The organism is Pseudoalteromonas sp. SaAl2 (assembly GCF_052947895.1).
In genome coordinates this window covers 745,193-762,233 of record NZ_CM129605.1, presented here as the reverse complement: position 1 = coordinate 762,233, position 17,041 = coordinate 745,193, and the positions used below count along the sequence as shown (strand labels likewise).

At 41.3% G+C, this 17,041-nt stretch carries 17 protein-coding genes and 2 pseudogenes; all 19 read right to left on the bottom strand.

All coding sequences use genetic code 11. From position 1 onward, the window contains the following. Positions 1 to 10: 10 nt before the first annotated feature. The gene (locus ACU8V8_RS03580) at positions 11 to 778 is read right to left on the bottom strand and encodes a protein phosphatase CheZ (RefSeq protein WP_446888869.1); all 768 of its coding nucleotides are present in this window, start codon (positions 776 to 778) and stop codon (positions 11 to 13) included. A gap of 16 nt (positions 779 to 794) precedes the next feature. Beyond that, positions 795 to 1,178 (bottom strand): chemotaxis response regulator CheY, encoded by a 384-nt coding sequence (gene cheY, locus ACU8V8_RS03575; RefSeq protein ID WP_054203298.1) that lies wholly within the window; start codon positions 1,176 to 1,178, stop codon positions 795 to 797. Between the two features lie 40 nt (positions 1,179 to 1,218). Beyond that, positions 1,219 to 1,929, bottom strand: coding sequence for an RNA polymerase sigma factor FliA (locus ACU8V8_RS03570; protein ID WP_446889576.1), 711 nt, complete (start codon positions 1,927 to 1,929; stop codon positions 1,219 to 1,221). A 26-nt stretch (positions 1,930 to 1,955) separates the two neighbouring features. Further along, positions 1,956 to 2,816, bottom strand: a complete 861-nt coding sequence (locus ACU8V8_RS03565; RefSeq protein ID WP_087530867.1) for a MinD/ParA family ATP-binding protein — start codon at positions 2,814 to 2,816, stop codon at positions 1,956 to 1,958. After that, complete coding sequence (gene flhF / locus ACU8V8_RS03560) at positions 2,809 to 4,311, bottom strand: flagellar biosynthesis protein FlhF (protein WP_446888868.1); 1,503 nt, start codon at positions 4,309 to 4,311, stop codon at positions 2,809 to 2,811. The genes ACU8V8_RS03565 and flhF overlap by 8 nt, the downstream gene beginning before the upstream one ends. A gap of 25 nt (positions 4,312 to 4,336) precedes the next feature. Continuing rightward, a pseudogene (gene flhA, locus ACU8V8_RS03555) lies at positions 4,337 to 6,445 on the bottom strand (flagellar biosynthesis protein FlhA). 66 nt (positions 6,446 to 6,511) lie between these two features. Further along, on the bottom strand, positions 6,512 to 7,642 hold the full coding sequence (gene flhB / locus ACU8V8_RS03550) for a flagellar biosynthesis protein FlhB (protein ID WP_446888867.1): 1,131 nt from the start codon (positions 7,640 to 7,642) through the stop codon (positions 6,512 to 6,514). A gap of 9 nt (positions 7,643 to 7,651) precedes the next feature. Further along, positions 7,652 to 8,431: a flagellar biosynthetic protein FliR gene (fliR, locus tag ACU8V8_RS03545; RefSeq protein ID WP_290210851.1), complete on the bottom strand. Its 780-nt coding sequence runs from the start codon at positions 8,429 to 8,431 to the stop codon at positions 7,652 to 7,654. A gap of 1 nt (position 8,432) precedes the next feature. After that, the gene (gene fliQ, locus ACU8V8_RS03540) at positions 8,433 to 8,702 is read right to left on the bottom strand and encodes a flagellar biosynthesis protein FliQ (protein ID WP_087530872.1); all 270 of its coding nucleotides are present in this window, start codon (positions 8,700 to 8,702) and stop codon (positions 8,433 to 8,435) included. A 45-nt stretch (positions 8,703 to 8,747) separates the two neighbouring features. Beyond that, positions 8,748 to 9,488: a flagellar type III secretion system pore protein FliP gene (gene fliP, locus ACU8V8_RS03535; protein WP_290210853.1), complete on the bottom strand. Its 741-nt coding sequence runs from the start codon at positions 9,486 to 9,488 to the stop codon at positions 8,748 to 8,750. A gap of 1 nt (position 9,489) precedes the next feature. After that, positions 9,490 to 9,876, bottom strand: a complete 387-nt coding sequence (gene fliO / locus ACU8V8_RS03530) for a flagellar biosynthetic protein FliO (RefSeq protein ID WP_290210855.1) — start codon at positions 9,874 to 9,876, stop codon at positions 9,490 to 9,492. Then, complete coding sequence (gene fliN, locus ACU8V8_RS03525; protein WP_087530875.1) at positions 9,873 to 10,271, bottom strand: flagellar motor switch protein FliN; 399 nt, start codon at positions 10,269 to 10,271, stop codon at positions 9,873 to 9,875. Before fliN ends, fliO begins: the two co-directional genes overlap by 4 nt. 18 nt (positions 10,272 to 10,289) lie before the next feature. Beyond that, entirely contained in the window at positions 10,290 to 11,384 is a 1,095-nt protein-coding gene (gene fliM, locus ACU8V8_RS03520) for a flagellar motor switch protein FliM (RefSeq protein ID WP_087530876.1), read from the bottom strand. 9 nt (positions 11,385 to 11,393) lie between these two features. Next, positions 11,394 to 11,915 carry a flagellar basal body-associated protein FliL gene (gene fliL / locus ACU8V8_RS03515; protein ID WP_446888866.1) on the bottom strand — a complete coding sequence of 174 codons (522 nt, stop codon included), beginning with the start codon at positions 11,913 to 11,915 and terminating at the stop codon, positions 11,394 to 11,396. 66 nt (positions 11,916 to 11,981) lie between these two features. Further along, positions 11,982 to 13,043, bottom strand: coding sequence for a flagellar hook-length control protein FliK (locus ACU8V8_RS03510; RefSeq protein ID WP_446888865.1), 1,062 nt, complete (start codon positions 13,041 to 13,043; stop codon positions 11,982 to 11,984). 149 nt (positions 13,044 to 13,192) lie between these two features. Then, positions 13,193 to 14,323, bottom strand: a complete 1,131-nt coding sequence (locus ACU8V8_RS03505) for a hypothetical protein (RefSeq protein ID WP_446888864.1) — start codon at positions 14,321 to 14,323, stop codon at positions 13,193 to 13,195. 99 nt (positions 14,324 to 14,422) lie between these two features. Beyond that, the gene (gene fliJ, locus ACU8V8_RS03500; RefSeq protein ID WP_446888863.1) at positions 14,423 to 14,869 is read right to left on the bottom strand and encodes a flagellar export protein FliJ; all 447 of its coding nucleotides are present in this window, start codon (positions 14,867 to 14,869) and stop codon (positions 14,423 to 14,425) included. After that, positions 14,869 to 16,203 (bottom strand): flagellar protein export ATPase FliI, encoded by a 1,335-nt coding sequence (fliI, locus tag ACU8V8_RS03495; protein WP_446888862.1) that lies wholly within the window; start codon positions 16,201 to 16,203, stop codon positions 14,869 to 14,871. The genes fliJ and fliI overlap by 1 nt, the downstream gene beginning before the upstream one ends. 18 nt (positions 16,204 to 16,221) lie before the next feature. After that, positions 16,222 to 17,038: pseudogene (gene fliH, locus ACU8V8_RS03490) on the bottom strand (flagellar assembly protein FliH). Positions 17,039 to 17,041 lie beyond the last annotated feature (3 nt).

Genomic DNA, 17,041 nt, shown 5'->3' with positions numbered 1-17,041 from the left:
TGCTCTCCTCTTAGAAGCCCAAACTTGACAGTAAATCGTCAACATCATCTTGCCCATTGACAACATCATCTCGCGACTCTTTATCAATAATTGGCCCTTCAGGACCTGCTAATGTCGTTTTTGCAGGCGGTATTTCTTCTATAGCTGCTATTCTAGTCTTAGCTTCGCCAATTTCATGACTACCAAATGCAGTCAATAAATGTATTAAACTATCTTCAACTTCTCTAACTAAGTCAATTACGCGGCGGATCACTTGCCCTGTTAAGTCTTGATAATCTTGCGCCATTAACACATTAGTCATTAGACCTTGCGGTTCGTCAGTCTTGGTGTGGGAGTGGTTCATGAATTTATCTAAACTATGACACAGTGCTTTAAATTCACCGAGCTCAATCTCACGACTCATTAAACGGTCCCAAGTCGGCTTTATCTGCGCGATTTCATCGGCTAACCCTTGTGCTAATGGCAAACTGGCTTCAACTGCATCCATGGTTTTATTAGCAGCATTTTCTGTCATTTCCATAACATAATTTAAACGCTGCTTTGCGTCAGGAATTGCATCAGTTGTTAAGTCTGAGAGTCGCGTATCGAGTTCAAAATTCTTCAACGCGTCATGAAGTTGGCGGGTTAATTTACCAACTTCAGCAAAAAGTTCTGATTGCTCTTTTGTCGCCGCATCAAGGATGAGCTGATCAGCTTTATCTTGCTCACCGTTTTCAAGATGAACAACAAGCTGACGGGCTTGTTCTAAAGTGATCTGAGGCGCAGCAGGTGCTGACATAAGCCTCTCCTATTAATTAGCCTAGGCGCTCAAACACTTTTTCCAATTTGGTTTTAAGTGTTGCAGCAGTAAAAGGTTTTACGATGTAGCCATTAACGCCGGCTTGAGCAGCAGCAACAATTTGTTCTTTTTTAGCTTCTGCTGTTACCATCAGCACAGGGATATGTTTAAGCGTGTCATCAGCTCTGATCGCACGTAATAAATCAATACCTTGCATACCTGGCATATTCCAATCAGTCACTACGAAATCAAATTCTTGATTTTGTAGCATTGGTAAAGCTGTTGAACCATCATCAGCTTCTTGCACATTAGTAAAACCTAAATCTCTTAACAGATTTTTGATAATACGTCTCATCGTCGAAAAATCATCAACAACAAGAATTTTCATGTTTTTATCCAAAACATCCTCCGGTGAGGTCTGAACCTATATTTACTTACTACTAATTTATCCAGTCATTGATTTTTGCTTTTAGCTTAATCATCGCCTGACCATGTATCTGGCTCACACGCGACTCGCTAACATCGAGTATGTGCCCAATTTCTTTTAAATTCATTTCATCGTTGTAATAGAGCGAAAGAACAAGTCCATCACGCTCTGGTAGCGACTTAATTGCTGCTAACAAGGATTCATTAAAACGTTCATTCTTAACGTTATTAAAGGGCTTGTCCAGTGCTAAGTCTTGCCCAACTGGGGTTATAACATCTTCATCAACCCCTAAGTCTTCGATACCCAGAACTTTGCTTGAGTTTACATCACTTAGAATATGATGGTACTCATCTAGCGTAATATCAAGTTTTTCAGCAACTTCACTATCCTTAGGCTCACGATTATATTGACTTTCTAATTCTGTAATTGCTTCTGCAACCATACGGCTATTGCGGTGAACTGAACGAGGGGCCCAATCACCACGGCGCATTTCATCAAGCATTGCACCACGAATGCGAATACCTGCAAAGGTCTCAAAACTGGCACCTTTTGCAGCATCAAAGTTTTTCGACGCTTCGATCAAGCCTATCATGCCTGATTGAATTAAATCATCTAGCTGTACACTCGGTGGTAAACGTGCAATTAGGTGACACGCCACTTTCTTCACCAGCGACGCGTGCTTTTCAACTATTGCATTTAAATTTGCTGTGGATTGATAGCCCATCGCTTTGCTCACCGACGCTGTCATAGTTAGCCGTTTACTAATTTTTCTATGAAAAACTCTAAATGGCCTGAAGGTTGATTAGGTATTGGCCATTTAACTGCTTTTGTCGCCAAAGTTTTAAAGGCAACTGCCGCTGGAGAATTTGGAAATAATTCAACAATTACTTTTTGGCGGCGGGTAGATTTACGCATGTTTTCATCGTAAGGAACGGTAGCAACCAACTCCATAGAGACATCTAAAAATCGATCAGTTACTTTAGATAATTTAGCAAATAGTTCATGGCCTTCACGCATGCTACGAACCATATTGGCAACTATTTTAAATTTATAAACACCATGCTCACGACTAAGGACCTTTATGAGGGCATAAGCATCGGTGATTGAGGTAGGTTCGTCGCATACAACAACCATAACATCTTGTGCTGCACGAGAAAAACTCAACACCATGTCAGAAATACCGGCAGCGGTATCAACAATTAAAATATCAAATTCAGTGTTTAATTCACTGAAAGCACGGATAAGACCAGCATGCTCAGACGGGGATAATTCCACCATGCTTTGTGAACCGGACGTCGCGGGAACTATTTTTATGCCTGCGGGGCCTTCTACTAAAATTTCATCTAACTCGCATTCACCCGATAAAACATGGGATAAGTTACGCTCTACACGTAAACCAAGCATCACATCACAATTTGCTAAACCTAAGTCGGCATCCAGTACTAAAACTCTATTGCCTAGCTGGCCAAGCGCGATTGCAGTGTTTAATGACACGTTGGTTTTACCAACACCGCCCTTACCACCAGTTACAGCGATAACTTTTACACCGTTATTATTGTTTTGACTCATTTTTCGCAGGCCACTTGCTTGATCTAATACTGTGTTAATCATACATCCCTACTGTGCTTGACGCCACTGCTTGACGTCGTGAATGTTGTGCTTTTGTTCTTTTTAAATACAATTGTTCCGCTTTTTTTACTAATTTCTCTGCATTAGCGACACGAATGTCCTCTGGAACACGTTGACCATTAGTAAGATACCCTATTGGAAGACGATTTTGAATCGCTACGCTAATAATCTCACCTAAACTTAGTGATTCATCCAATTTGGTGAAAATACAGCCACTTAATTGCACTTTCTTAAAGTGCCTAACGGTTTCTTGCAATACGTTAATTTGTGCTGTTGCGCTTAATACTAAATAATTACGAATATCTACGCGTTGATTACGCATTAATGTATTTAACTGCTCTGTTAAACGTAAATCACGTTGGCTCATACCCGCAGTATCAATTAATACTAGTCGTTTATTTCGTAAATGGTATAACACTTCTGCTAATTCGTTAGCATCTTTTACTTGCTTGACCCCACAACCAATAATTCTGCCATACGTCGCAAGTTGCTCATAAGCACCTATACGGTAGGTATCAGTTGTGATCAGCGCAACTTTATCTGCGCCATATTTTTGCGCACCAAGTGCGGCTAACTTAGCAACCGTGGTAGTTTTTCCAACCCCTGTAGGGCCCACTAGTGCGTATACACCACCTTGACGAAGTATTTCGTTATTCGTTGTATGCATTTGGTTTTCAACCATTTGCAGTAGCGCCTGCCATGCTTGTTGGCGAGAAACATCATCAGGAATAAAACACGCCATTTGCTCGGCTACGTCATGTTCTATGCCCATACCAACTAAACGGTCAATCATACAAGCTCGTGTTGGATCACGCCGTGCCATATCTTGTTGCATTAAACCTGACACTTGGTGTTCAAGCAGTTGACGAATCGCATTCATTTCATCACGCATTGACGAAATTTCGTCACTTTTGCCATTGCTTGTAGCTGCTTGAGAGTGTAAAGATGTGTCTAAATCATCAAAGCCACTTTCTAACTCATCATCAAAACCTAAGCTATGTGCTTGTGTATGAGCTTTGCTAGACGCTTCACGGCGAGCAAAATCTGGATGTGCTTGCGGTTCACTTGTTCTATATTGTGCTTGAGCTGGTTGTGACTGTTGCTGTGATTTACCCTGGTATTGAGTTGAAGTATCAATACCCGATTGGCTAAACATAGACGCAAGCTCTGGTGATTTAGGTTGTGGTGACTGACGTTCCAATAAAGCTTGTAGGCTATCAGCAATCGCTGCTTGAGGCTCTTGCTGAGCACGTTGCGGTGCAGGTTTTACAAAGTTCGGATTCCTTTGCGCTTGAGCAACAGCAGGTTGTGGTGCTGATTCTTTTGATGCAGACTTGTCATAATCAACAGCAGCAACAATTTCAACGCCATTAGCTAGCTTTTTATTTGACATAATAACTGCATCTACACCGAGTTCATCTTTAACTTCTTTTAGTGCGGTACGCATATCTTTAGCAAAAAAACGTTTTATTTTCATGGTTCACAACCCTTTTAAAATCCGATTATTGGCCTACTGAGCTAACAATCTTGATCTGTCTTTCATCTGGTACCTCTTGATAAGACATCACTCTCAAACCTGGAATGGTGTACTTAACAAATCGAGATAACACAGTGCGTAACATTCCTGATGTTAGTAATATCGAAGGTTCACCGGCCATTTCTTGATTCTGATGCGCTTCGTTTAATGATTGTTGAAGTCGCTCTGCAAGTCCTGGCTCTATTCCGGCACCTTCGTCGCCTGCATTCTGAAGTGACTGATGCAACATCTGTTCCAACTCAGGCGCCAAGGTTATGACAGGTATTTCTGATGACATACCAACCGCATCTTGAACGATTAATCTACGCAATGAAATTCGCACTGCAGCCGTTAATACATCAGGGTCTTGGCTACGAGGACCATACTCAACTAGTGTCTGTACAATGGAGCGCATATCGCGAATTGCTACGCCTTCATTTAATAAATTTTGCAAAACTTTAACCACGGTTGTGAGTGGTAATACATCTGGCACTAATCCTTCAACTAAACGAGGATGGCTTTTAGCTAACATATCTAATAGATTTTGTACTTCTTCGTGGCCAAGTAGTAATGCTGCACTGTTAGTAAGTAATTGACTGATATGAGTAGCCACGACAGTTGCTGAATCGACCACTGTGTAGCCTAATGATTGGGCTTCATCTTTTTGGTTTGGCTTGATCCAAACTGCATCTAAACCAAACGCCGGATCTTTAGTTTCAATGCCTTTAATTGGGCCGAACACTTGGCCTGGATTAATCGCCAGCTCATCCCCGTGTTTAAGTTCACCTTCACCACTGGATACACCCATCATGGTGATTCTGTAAGCATTTGGGTCTAATTCGAGGTTATCGCGAATATGCACCGGTGGTACTAAAAAGCCCAGCTCTTGTGATAACTTTTTACGTACCCCTTTAATTCGGTTTAGTAACTCGCCACCTTGAGATTGATCAACAAGCGGGATCAACCTGTAACCGACCTCTAAACCAATTACATCAACTTGCTGTACGTCATCCCAACCAAGTTCTTTTTGTTCTTGTTTATTTGCAACACCGGTACCAGCAGCCCCACCATTTGCCGCCTCTTCTTCTTTAGCCGCAGCCTCTTTGATTTTGTTCTGTTGTGTGTAATACGCAAGGTAACCAAGCAGCGCTCCCAAGCTTAGAAATGCAAAATGGGGCATGCCAGGCACTAAGCCCATCACAATGAGAATGCCCGAAGCGATAAACAGAGATTTTTCGTTACCAAGTTGGCTTTTAAATTGATCGCCCATGTTCAGCGATTCATTTTGGCGTGTTACAACTATTGCTGTACCAATTGATAACAGTAATGATGGTAATTGCGCTACCAAGCCATCACCAATCGTCAGCAATGTATACACCTCCATCGCTCGGCCGAAACTCAGGTCATGTTGGATCATACCTACGAATAAACCACCAATGATATTAATGATCAAAATCACGATACCCGCAATGGCATCCCCTTTTACAAACTTACTGGCACCATCCATTGAGCCATAAAAATCCGCTTCACGGGTGACTTCTTCACGACGGTCTCGTGCTTGCTCTGCGCTGATAAAACCGGCGTTTAAATCGGCATCGATGGCCATTTGCTTCCCCGGCATAGCGTCTAAGGTGAAACGTGCTGATACTTCTGAAATACGCCCAGCACCTTTGGTAATTACAACAAAGTTAATGATGATTAGAATTAAAAATACCACTAAACCAACAGCATAATTACCACCGATAACTACAGAACCAAAGGCTTCAATAACTTTACCAGCAGCATCCCCCCCCATTGTGCCCCTCGAGTAATACTACCCGGGTACTAGCAACATTGAGTGCTAAACGCATTATCGTCGCAATAAGCAGCACTGCTGGGAACATACCAAATTCAACTGGTTTCATGGTGTAAACAGTCACCAGTAAAACCACTAAAGCAAGGGCTATATTAAACGAAAAAAGAATATCGAGTAAAAATGGCGGCAACGGTAGAATAACCATACCCAATGCAGCGAGTACAAGTAAAGGCGTTCCAACTCCTTTGGCATACTCTTTTTATCTTTATTAAGTTGTTGTAATACAGCTTTAAATTCCATAACTCACAATTTCAAAAAATTGACACTACACGGAATTTGCAATAACTATTCCAAGTTATTACAAAGCTAGTATTTATACGCGTCGGGAATAGGCAGTTTTTTATTAAGCGCTGTTGGGCGTTTACCACGACCTTTTTGAAAACGCTTTAATTGAAAGACATAAGCCAATACTTGTGCCACGGCGGTAAATAATTGATCTGGAATTTGTTCCCCAACTTCTGCGGTATGATACAGTGCTCGAGTTAACATAGGTGATTCAACCAATGGTACTTCGTTTCCTTTGGCTATTTTACGAATTTGCATCGCCATTTCATCAACGCCTTTGGCAAGTACAATTGGCGCACCTGCTCGTTCAGTATCATATTTAAGTGCGACAGAATAATGGGTTGGGTTAGTTACAACTACATCGGCATCAGGCACGTCTTGCATCATTCTGCGCTGGGACATCTGTCGCTGTGTTTGCCTAATACGGGCTTTTATTTGCGGGTCACCTTCGGAGTTTTTATATTCGTCCTTGACTTCTTGCAAGGTCATTTTTAGTTCTTTGTGATGTTTATGGCTCTGGTACGGCGCATCAATCGCGGCAATAATCGTTAAAGTGCAGGTTAAGCCTAAAAACATCCACGCTAGAATCTCTAAGGCATGAATAATATTACCCGGAGCACTTTCAATGCTCAGATGAAGAATCTCATCAAAAAAAGTATTAATTAAAAATATGGCAAACCCTGCTACCACTGCAAACTTTAAAATCGACTTAACTAGCTCCACTCCTGCTTGCGGGCCAAACATACGCTTGATACCTTTAGCAGGTGACATTTTACTCGCCTTAGGTGCAGCAGCCTTCCAGCTAAAGTTAAACCCACCTAATAAGGTATTGCCTATAATAGCCGCTAAAACAATAATGAGTACAAACATCGCCATAGGGAACAATAAAGCATCAGCTACGGTCCCCCATACAGAAAACATCTTAGTTGTGTCATAGGTTTCGTTGCGATTCAAGCTCAGCATTCGGCCCATAATATTGTACAGGCCTTTACCAATTTCTGGCCCATACAATAATAATGAAATGGCAGAGAAAATAAGCACAAACATAGTACCAAGCTCTTTAGAGCGTGCTATTTGGCCCTTTTTCTTAGACTCTTCAATTTTTTTCCCCGTGGGCTCTTCGGTTTTTTCTTGACCTGAATCTTCAGCCATATTGTGCTCCTAAGGTGAACAACCCACTAAAGTACACATCAACTCAACCATTTTTAGCCACTGAAATTCAAACTGAGTGACAAAATTACCTAGTGTCGCCCAAATAATTATTAACCCGGCAACAAGGGTAAATGGAAAACCGATAGAAAATATATTTAACTGTGGTGCTGCACGAGTCATTACCCCAAACGACATATTAATAACCAGCATTGCGGTTAACGGTGCTAAAGATAGCACCAATGCAGTTGTAAACATCCAACCGCCCCATGTCACAATATCCCAATAGTGATCAACTGCCCACCAGCTACCATCAATAGGCAGAACATTAAAACTATGCACCACCATTTGGATCATCATTAGATGGCCGTTAAAAACAAAGAATAATAACGTCGCTAAAATTAAATAGAACTGACCAACCGCAGGTACGCTCATACCATTTGATGGGTCAACAACGGAGGCAAAACCTAAGCCGGTTTGCATTGCTAGAATTTGCCCCGCTAACACAAAGGTATTGAGCATGAGTAATGATGCAAATCCAATAGCGACCCCTATCAGCATTTGCTGAATCACCACTAACACCATTTGAAAGGAAAACAGATTATTAAAACTTGCAGGAGGAAGTACTGGCACCACTAAAAATGTAATAACCACCGCCAAGCCCATTTTTATTCGGGTAGGGACATTTTTAGCACCAATACCTGCCATAATCATGATCATCGAGCTAATACGTACTAATGGCAGTAAAAAATCACTGAGCCATTGAATAATAACCGAAAACGGAAATTCCATATTAGCCTGCGATTTCAGGGATGATCATGATTAAACGGGTAAAAAAGTCCATTAACTCCTGAGTTAGCCAATGACCACCAAAAATAAGTGCACTAATGGTAATTAATAAACGTGGTAAAAAGCTTAATGTTTGCTCATTGATAGACGTTGCTGCCTGAAATACCGCAACAACTAAACCAACGAGTAGACCTGGAACAACAATAGCTGAAACCAACTTAATTACTAAAAATAATGCATCGCTGAGTATATCAACAAAAATTTCCGGTTCCATGGCTCCCTCCTAGTTTTGCTTCAACGTCGATAAAAACAACATAGCCTAAGCCCCGAGTCCGAAACTTTTTGCTAAGGTGCCCATTACAAGACCCCAGCCATCAACCAAAACAAACAACATAATCTTAAAAGGTAAAGATACGATCATCGGCGATAGCATCATCATACCCATTGCCATTAATACAGAGGCCACCACTAAATCCACGATTAAAAACGGAATGAAAAACATAAAACCGATTATAAAAGCGGTTTGCAACTCACTAGTTACAAAAGCAGGAATGAGGACAATCATTGGCGTATCTTCAGGTGAATTAAGCTGCTCATACCCTGCTATTTTGGCGAATGTTTCTAAATCTTTAATACGCACTTGTGACAGCATAAATGCTTTCATCGGCTCTTTAGCAAGTTCTAACGCTTGTACCGATGTAACCTGTTCATTCATATAAGGCTCTATAGCTTGCTCATTCACTTTTTGATACACAGGCGCCATAATGAAAATACTTAAGAATAAAGACATACCCAATAATATTTGATTTGATGGGGTTTGTTGTAAACCTATTGCTTGGCGTAAAATAGCCAGTACCACAATAATTCGCGTAAAAGAAGTCATCATGATCACGGCCGCAGGAATAAAGCTCAGCGCGGTCATGATAGCAAGTACTTGTAGTGTTACAGAGTAGTCTTGTGAACCATCAGGATTGGTGGTGATATTAAGCGCTTCAATCCCTTCAGCATTAACTTGGGGAATAAACACTAGGGTAAAAAGTATCAGCAGCCACTTCATCATATTATGTATTCTTTTTATTGTGGTTGGTATTTGGGTTTAATAGCTTACCAAAACGCTGTGCCAAAGCGGGTAATTCTTTTTCGGTTAATGGCGTTTCTAATTTATGTAAGTAATTAATACTATGAGGTGTCACGCCAAGTAAATGTTGGCAATTATCAATTTCAACAACCATTAAACGTTCACGGGTACTTAAAGGAAGGCTTCGCACCACTTTAAACTCTTCACTATTCGCCAAATTGGGGTTTAGTTTTTTAACCAGAAATGCCAGTACCACAATCAGTACCAGTACCATGATTAACGACATCGCCATTGAGACAACGTCTCCCATCGGCGTAGCCGAGGGAGTTACTGTGCTTGTAGCTGCGGAAAGTAAAAACCAGCCACTCATCGTAATTTTTTGATCCGCTCTACTTGGCTAATTACATCCGTTAAGCGAATACCAAACTTGTCATTGACTACAACCACTTCCCCATGAGCGATAAGGGTACCATTAACCAATACATCTAGCGGTTCACCTGCGACACGGTCAAGCTCAACCACTGAACCTTGGTTTAACTGCAATAAGTTACGAATATTTATTTTAGAACGCCCTACTTCCATCGAAATAGTAACTGGTATGTCTAAAATAGTATCGAGCTTACGCTTTTCTTCATTGCTCATTTCGTGCTTAGCGTCACTTAACTCATCCAGTTCAGCAACCTTTGCATCGCCACCTTCGTCTGCACCTTCAGCTTCGGCTAAGGCTGCAGCCCATTCATCCATCGTATCTTGGTCATCACTCATACTTAAAAACCTTAATCTTTACCAGTCTAAATCCACACCTTCAGAAAGGTGTAAATCGTCTTCTAATTCTGCTAATTCTGCATCTGAATCGAGTTTTTTACCACCTTTTGTAAAGACGTGTAATTCTGATTTGACAGATTCAGGGCGTTTAATTTTTTCACTAATTTGCAGTGCGACATTATCCCGTGAGCGGCCCATTTTAGCTCTAAATGTAGGCAGTTCTTCTACAAAAACAGTTATATGCTCTGGCATCTCAACTGGAATGATATCACCGGCTTTAAGCTCCATAATTTGTTCTAAGCTTAAGTCCACTTCTAATAATTGCGTTGAAAGCTCAACCTCTACATCCATGATTTCATCACGTAATGCTTTACTCCAACGTAAATCAGTATCTTCGGTGTCAGATTGCACACCAGCATCAAGCAACTCGCGAATAGGTTCCAACATAGAGTAAGGTAAGGCAATATGAAAATCGCCACCACCGCCATCAAGTTCAATATGAAATGAACTGATCACCACAACTTCTGTTGGGCTAACGATGTTTGCCATTGCAGGGTTTACCTCTGAATCGAGGTATTCAAAAGACACATCCATCACCGGTGCCCATGCTTCTTTATAATCTTCAAAGATTATTTTCAACAGCATTTGCACTATACGGCGCTCTGTAGGGGTAAACTCACGCCCTTCAATTTTGGCATGATAACGACCATCTCCACCAAAGAAGTTATCAACCAAAATAAACACTAAGCGTGCTTCCATGGTGATTAAGCCTGTGCCTTTTAATGGGCGAAAACGCACCATGTTTAAACTTGTTGGTACAAAGAGTGTGTGAATATACTCGCCGAACTTAATCATTTGCACGCCGTTGATGGATACTTCGGCGGTACGGCGCATCATGTTAAATAAACTAATCCGCATATGGCGAGCAAATCGCTCATTAACGATTTCCAGCGTCGGCATTCTACCGCGCACAATACGATCTTGTGATGAGAAGTCATATTGTAGCGTATTGCCACCATCCCCTTCATCACCGTCTTGTATATCTTCCTCTTCGACTTCATCAACACCGTGTAATAGCGCATCAATTTCGTCTTGGGATAATAAATCGCTCACGCAGACCCCTTATTGCATTACAAAGCCGGTAAATAGTACCCGCTCAATTACTTTGCTGCCTTCAACATCATTCAATGCTGTTTGTACTTTCTCAAGCGCGGCCACTCGTAATGTTTCTTTGCCTTCACTGGTACCCAGTTCATCGGCTGTTGTGGTAGAAAATACACTTAATATTGTACCTTCAATAAGTGGTATATGCTTTTTAGCTATTTCTTCATTTACGTCACCACGGACCAATAATTGTACTTTAATCTGCACCACACGGTCTCTGCTGGCACCGGGTACATTAAAAACAAACGGCCTAGGCATAGCCACATATAAAGCACTACCTATTTGTGCTGAATCAGAATTGTCCACCTCTTCACTAGTAACAGTTTCATCAGCCAAAGTTTCAGCAGGTTCATCTGAGCCTGATAGGAAGAAATAACCAGCGCCGCCCGCAATAACAAGCAATACCACCGCGATTATGATAATAAGCTTTTTTTTACTTTTTCCACCATCTTCGATTTCTAAATTTGCTTCTTCAGCCATGATAATTCCTTTGCGTCTTAATGACCCAGCAAGTTATTTATTTTTATATCATTATAATAGCAGGTGTTAGGCATAGTAATCTATTGATGATGAAGATTGTTGCTTGATATTGTTAGTAGATGCTTGAGTATCTGTCGATTCATCATCATTTTCAGCATTATTTGCAAGTTGACCTTGAGCACTTTGCTGCTGTTGTTCAGCCATGTTTTCTTGGCTATCACCTTGCTGAATACTACTTTCTCCGAGTTCTATGCCTTGCTCCGCAAGCATTTCACGTAATTTAGGCATTGATTGCTCAAGCGCCTCTTTTGCTTGTTGGTTTTGAACCACAAAGTTTATTTGTGCTTGTTCCGCATCACTGCGAATACGAATTTGCATGCTGCCCATTTCTGGCGGATCTAAACGAATTTCAGCTTCCTTATTATTAATATTTAATAAGGCACTAACGCGCTCTTGCAATAATTTAGCTGCATCACTCTTAACAATATTTAGTGCCTGTAGCAAAGTAGGGTCAACATTTATTTGTTTGCTCTGAGATGTAGCGGTTGTTTGCTGCGCATTAAGCACTTGCATATCAGTAAATTCTTGCTGATAACGCTGCTCAATAACCTCATTCATCCCCGTAACTACTGAGCTTGTAATTTGATTCGTTGCAGTCGTTATTTGAGCGAACAACTGATTTGTTCGCGTTACTGCTGTATCGCGAGAACTTAATGCCTCTGCGTTATCTTTATCAACGATTACTTGCTCTTTGGCAATATTTTGCACAATAGTCTGCTTATTGGCTTGTTCTTGGCTCAATGCACTGCCCGCACCACTTTGGATTGGCATCGCTTTACTTGATTCAACGGGTGAATTATTTACAGCTTGCATGGGCGCTTGTGCATCTAGTTGTGGCTCTTTAACCCTTGTTACTGGCTTGCTTTCAAGTTCAGCCAAAGCAGCATTAACTTGATTTAATACGGCACCTTGTGGTTTTTCAGTCGCGATAAATTGATTTAACTGTTTAGCTAACACTTGCTTTTCTGGCACTGAAAGGCTCGCTATTTCATCACTTAATTGCATAGTATCCATTGTTGGATTTACAGTTACATTTTTTATTGCTGGGTCAGCATCATTGTTACTCACTATAAATTGAGCAATGGTCTGCTTTAATGCTGAGATACTTTTGCGGTGTAGCCCCTTGGGCTGGCAAGCTTTCTACTTGCTTTTGTAATTGTGTACGCTGCTCAGTGCTTAAACTTGCAAGTAGTTTATCATCCGTCAGTGACGTACTTTCATCTGCTTTTAGTAATGTTTGAACAGCTTGAGTAACGTCTGGACTTTTTAGCAACCACTGATGTCACTACTGAGGGTTTATCCGCTGCTGAGTTAACCTGCGTTTGCGCTGCAGTAACGGCCTCTTTTAATACTTTTACTACATCAGGCGTTTGCGTCAGAGTTTTGTCAACCACTGGGCTTTCAGTTGTATTCGCCACACTACTTGCTTTTGTTGGATTGCTAACATCGTCAAATTCAGCCAATTTACTTTGACCTGTTGATGATGGCAATGTAACGTCAGCTAAAACTTTGGCTTCACCATTATGCGATGATTTTGCCATCTCAGTCTTAACAGATTCATTCTCACTATTAGTTGCAGTACCAACGAACTTCCCTTCAAGCGATTTAGAAGCCTCTTGACCTGAGTGAATTTCATCAACAATGGGGGTCACAGCATCACCGGGGTCAACTTTAACATTGACCTCTTTGCCAATCGCTTCTGCAATAACCGTTTTATCACTCACTACAGCTAGTTTTTTCTCACTGCTATCATCTTCAAGTGGTGAATCAATAATTGGGGTGACCGTATCAATTGGGCGTGGTGCATTTACTTTTACCAACTCAGGATCTAGCTTCTCTTTTGAGTACTTGTCCAATAAATCGCTGACAGAGTTACTCTCAGCATCTTGACTGTCATCTTCAAGTGGCGGGTCAATGATAGGGGTTACAGCATCAATAGGGCGTGGTGCATTTACTTTAACCAAACCTGGATCTAGTTTTTCTTGAGCATATTTATCTAATAGGTCAATTACAGAAGTTGCCGGTTTATCAGTTGATGTGGTCTTTACACTGGTATCTAAATTATTTGCAGCATTAATTTGTGCAAGCATATCGTCACCTGATATTTCAGGTTTATCTTGCTCTTTTTTTATTTCATCTTGATCTAACTTGACCTCTTCGGGGTCTTGCTGCTCGGCTGATTTTTTATTTGGTGTTTCAACAGCATTATTAGCACTTTGCAATTGGGTAAAAAAATCACTACCAGAGATCTGACCATCTTTGGTGTTGTTTTGCTGCACCTGATCTTTGTTAGCTAATTTAACATCTGGCTCTGCTGATATGAGTACTGATAATTCGCTAATCGACATAATTCACCTACATTAAACGTGGCAATTTGCCGCCGCAGTTTGCCAATATAAAGACTTCATAAATGAATAAGCAATTTATATGCCTAAATGGTTATTAGATCACAAAGCTTGGCGTTTTTGAAAAAATTGATTAGACGAAAACTCATCAAGCATTTTTTGCTCATTTTTTAAAATCAGTGCATTCGCTTTTTGTTGTTGTTTTTCGATAAGCTTAGCAACTGCTTTGGCCTTTATTTGCTGCTTTAACCACAAACTTTGTCGTTGGCTTACCACTTGTCTTGCTGTATTAACTGTGCTCGCTTGTTGACGAATAGCTTCTTCTATTTTTGCGATAAAAGCATGATATTGACTAAACCCAGCGCTGCTCAAACCAGACTGACCTTTTAAATGAAGTTGCTGCGTATATTCCATGCGAAAATCATTTAATCCTTGGAGCTTTTGCTGATTAGCTTGAAAATGTTGTTGCGCTTGCAAATAATTCATTCGCAACGACTCTTCTTTGTCTTTTTCTAATTTCAGCAATAGATCGAGTTTATTCTTTGCCATTATGCTTGTCCTAATAATTGGGCAAGCCCTTGTAAGCCGTCATCATAACTGATCACATCTTTCATACCTTGCTGCAAAAATGCGTTTACTCTTGGCATCATGTTTATAGCCTGATCAAGCATTTGATCAGTGCCCTTTTGGTAGGCACCTAAGGTGATCATATCTTTATTTTGTTGATACATAGAATACACTTGTTTTAATACTCTCGCTTGCTGCATATGGGGCTCAGAAACAACTTGCGGCATAACCCTCGAGATAGATTTTTCAATATCAATTGCAGGATAATGACCACTATCGGCTAAATCTCGTGATAGCACAATGTGACCATCTAAAATTGCACGAGCAGCATCGGCTATAGGGTCTTGCATATCATCCCCTTCACTTAGCACAGTAAAAAACGCGGTTATTGAGCCTTGCCCTTCACCACCATTACCTGCACGCTCCACTAATGCAGGCAGTTTAGCAAACACTGAAGGCGGATAACCTTTGGTTGCTGGCGGTTCACCCACTGCTAACGCAATTTCACGTTGCGCCATGGCATAACGCGTCACTGAGTCCAGTAACAATAGAACGTTTAAACCTTGATCACGAAAATACTCCGCAATAGTCACTGCACTTTCGCACCCTTTAAGGCGCATCAGCGGCGAGGCATCAGCTGGGGCTGCAACCACGACGGATCGTTTACGTCCTTCTACACCTAAAATCTCTTCGATAAACTCTTTAACTTCACGGCCACGCTCCCCCACTAAACCAACAACAATAACATCGGCTTCTGAACCTCGGGTCATCATACCAAGTAAAACAGATTTACCCACACCAGAGCCGGCAAACAAGCCCATTCGCTGTCCTTGACCTACGGTAATAACTGAATTAATCGCACGTACGCCAACGTCCATAGGTTGACTTATTGGTCTACGAGAAAGAGGGTTTATAGTATTTTGGGCAAATTTTAAATGGTGCTCTGCGTTTATTGGTCCTAAGCCATCTAATGGGCGCCCTAAACCATCAACGACGCGCCCCAGCAAACACATACCAACCGGCAAACCGGTTTCATTCACTTGCGGTATAACCCGTGCACCTGGCAACACCCCTGATATATGATCATTAGGCATTAAGTAGAGGGTTTGGTCGTTAAATCCAACAATTTCAGCATCAACAAATCCATGCATAGTTTCAATTTTACATTGGCTGCCCACCGGTGCTCTAAGCCCTTTAGCTTCCAGAGTAAGGCCCACAACACGTGTGAGAATACCCGCTACAGCGGGTGTTGGGCTATGAATATGTTTTTGGTAGTCTTGTAAGCGTTCGCTTAATGGCCGAAGTTGAGAACTCATTGCAAACCAATTATTGGGTTAGATACCACTACTATGCAAAAAAACTATCCAACGTTTCTTTGACGCGGGTTTTCATGGTCATATCAATGGATGATTGAGAGGTTTTAACTTGGCAACCACCACGCTCTAAGGTTGGCTCAGGCACAAGTTGCCAATTGCTTTGCGATAGTGCTTCTTCACCATAGCTACTTTTAACTAATTCGATATCGTCAGGGTTTAGATGAATACGCACACTGTGTTGTTGCTCCCCTAGTGCATCAATAGCGTGTTTTAAGCTATGCAATAAAATCTCAGGAGAGGTTTTAACTTCTTGGTAGATCAACGCCTCAGCCAGCATAACAGCAAGTTGAATTAATTGTTTTTCCGCATCTTCGTCAACTTTATCAAGGGGCGCTGTTAAGCTATCAAACAGTGTTTTTAAGCCCGTTAACTGCTCTTCAATTAATGGCTTAACCTCTTCATGACCTTGTGTTTTACCCAGCTCTACACCTTCTTTGTAGCCTGCTTCTTTGCCCTCTGATACACCTTTTTCAAAGCCATCGATATAACCTTGCTCATGACCTTGCTTTAAGCCTTCTTCATAAGCATCTTGGCGAATTCGCTCAAGCTCAGCCATGGTTAAGTTTGGCAGTTCTTCTTCGGCTTCAGGTTCATCAACTGTCTCTTCAACTTCTTTTTTATAAAGCTCCGCAAGTGGTGTTCCAAATGCTGTCGAACGACCATCGTACTGTCGGGTATCTTGAGTAACATCGGGAATAGGCCAGTTTTCTAATAACTCATCAACCGCTTCATTTGCATGCAGTGGCCTACCTTGAGTTGAGCGAGGTTTATTCATGGT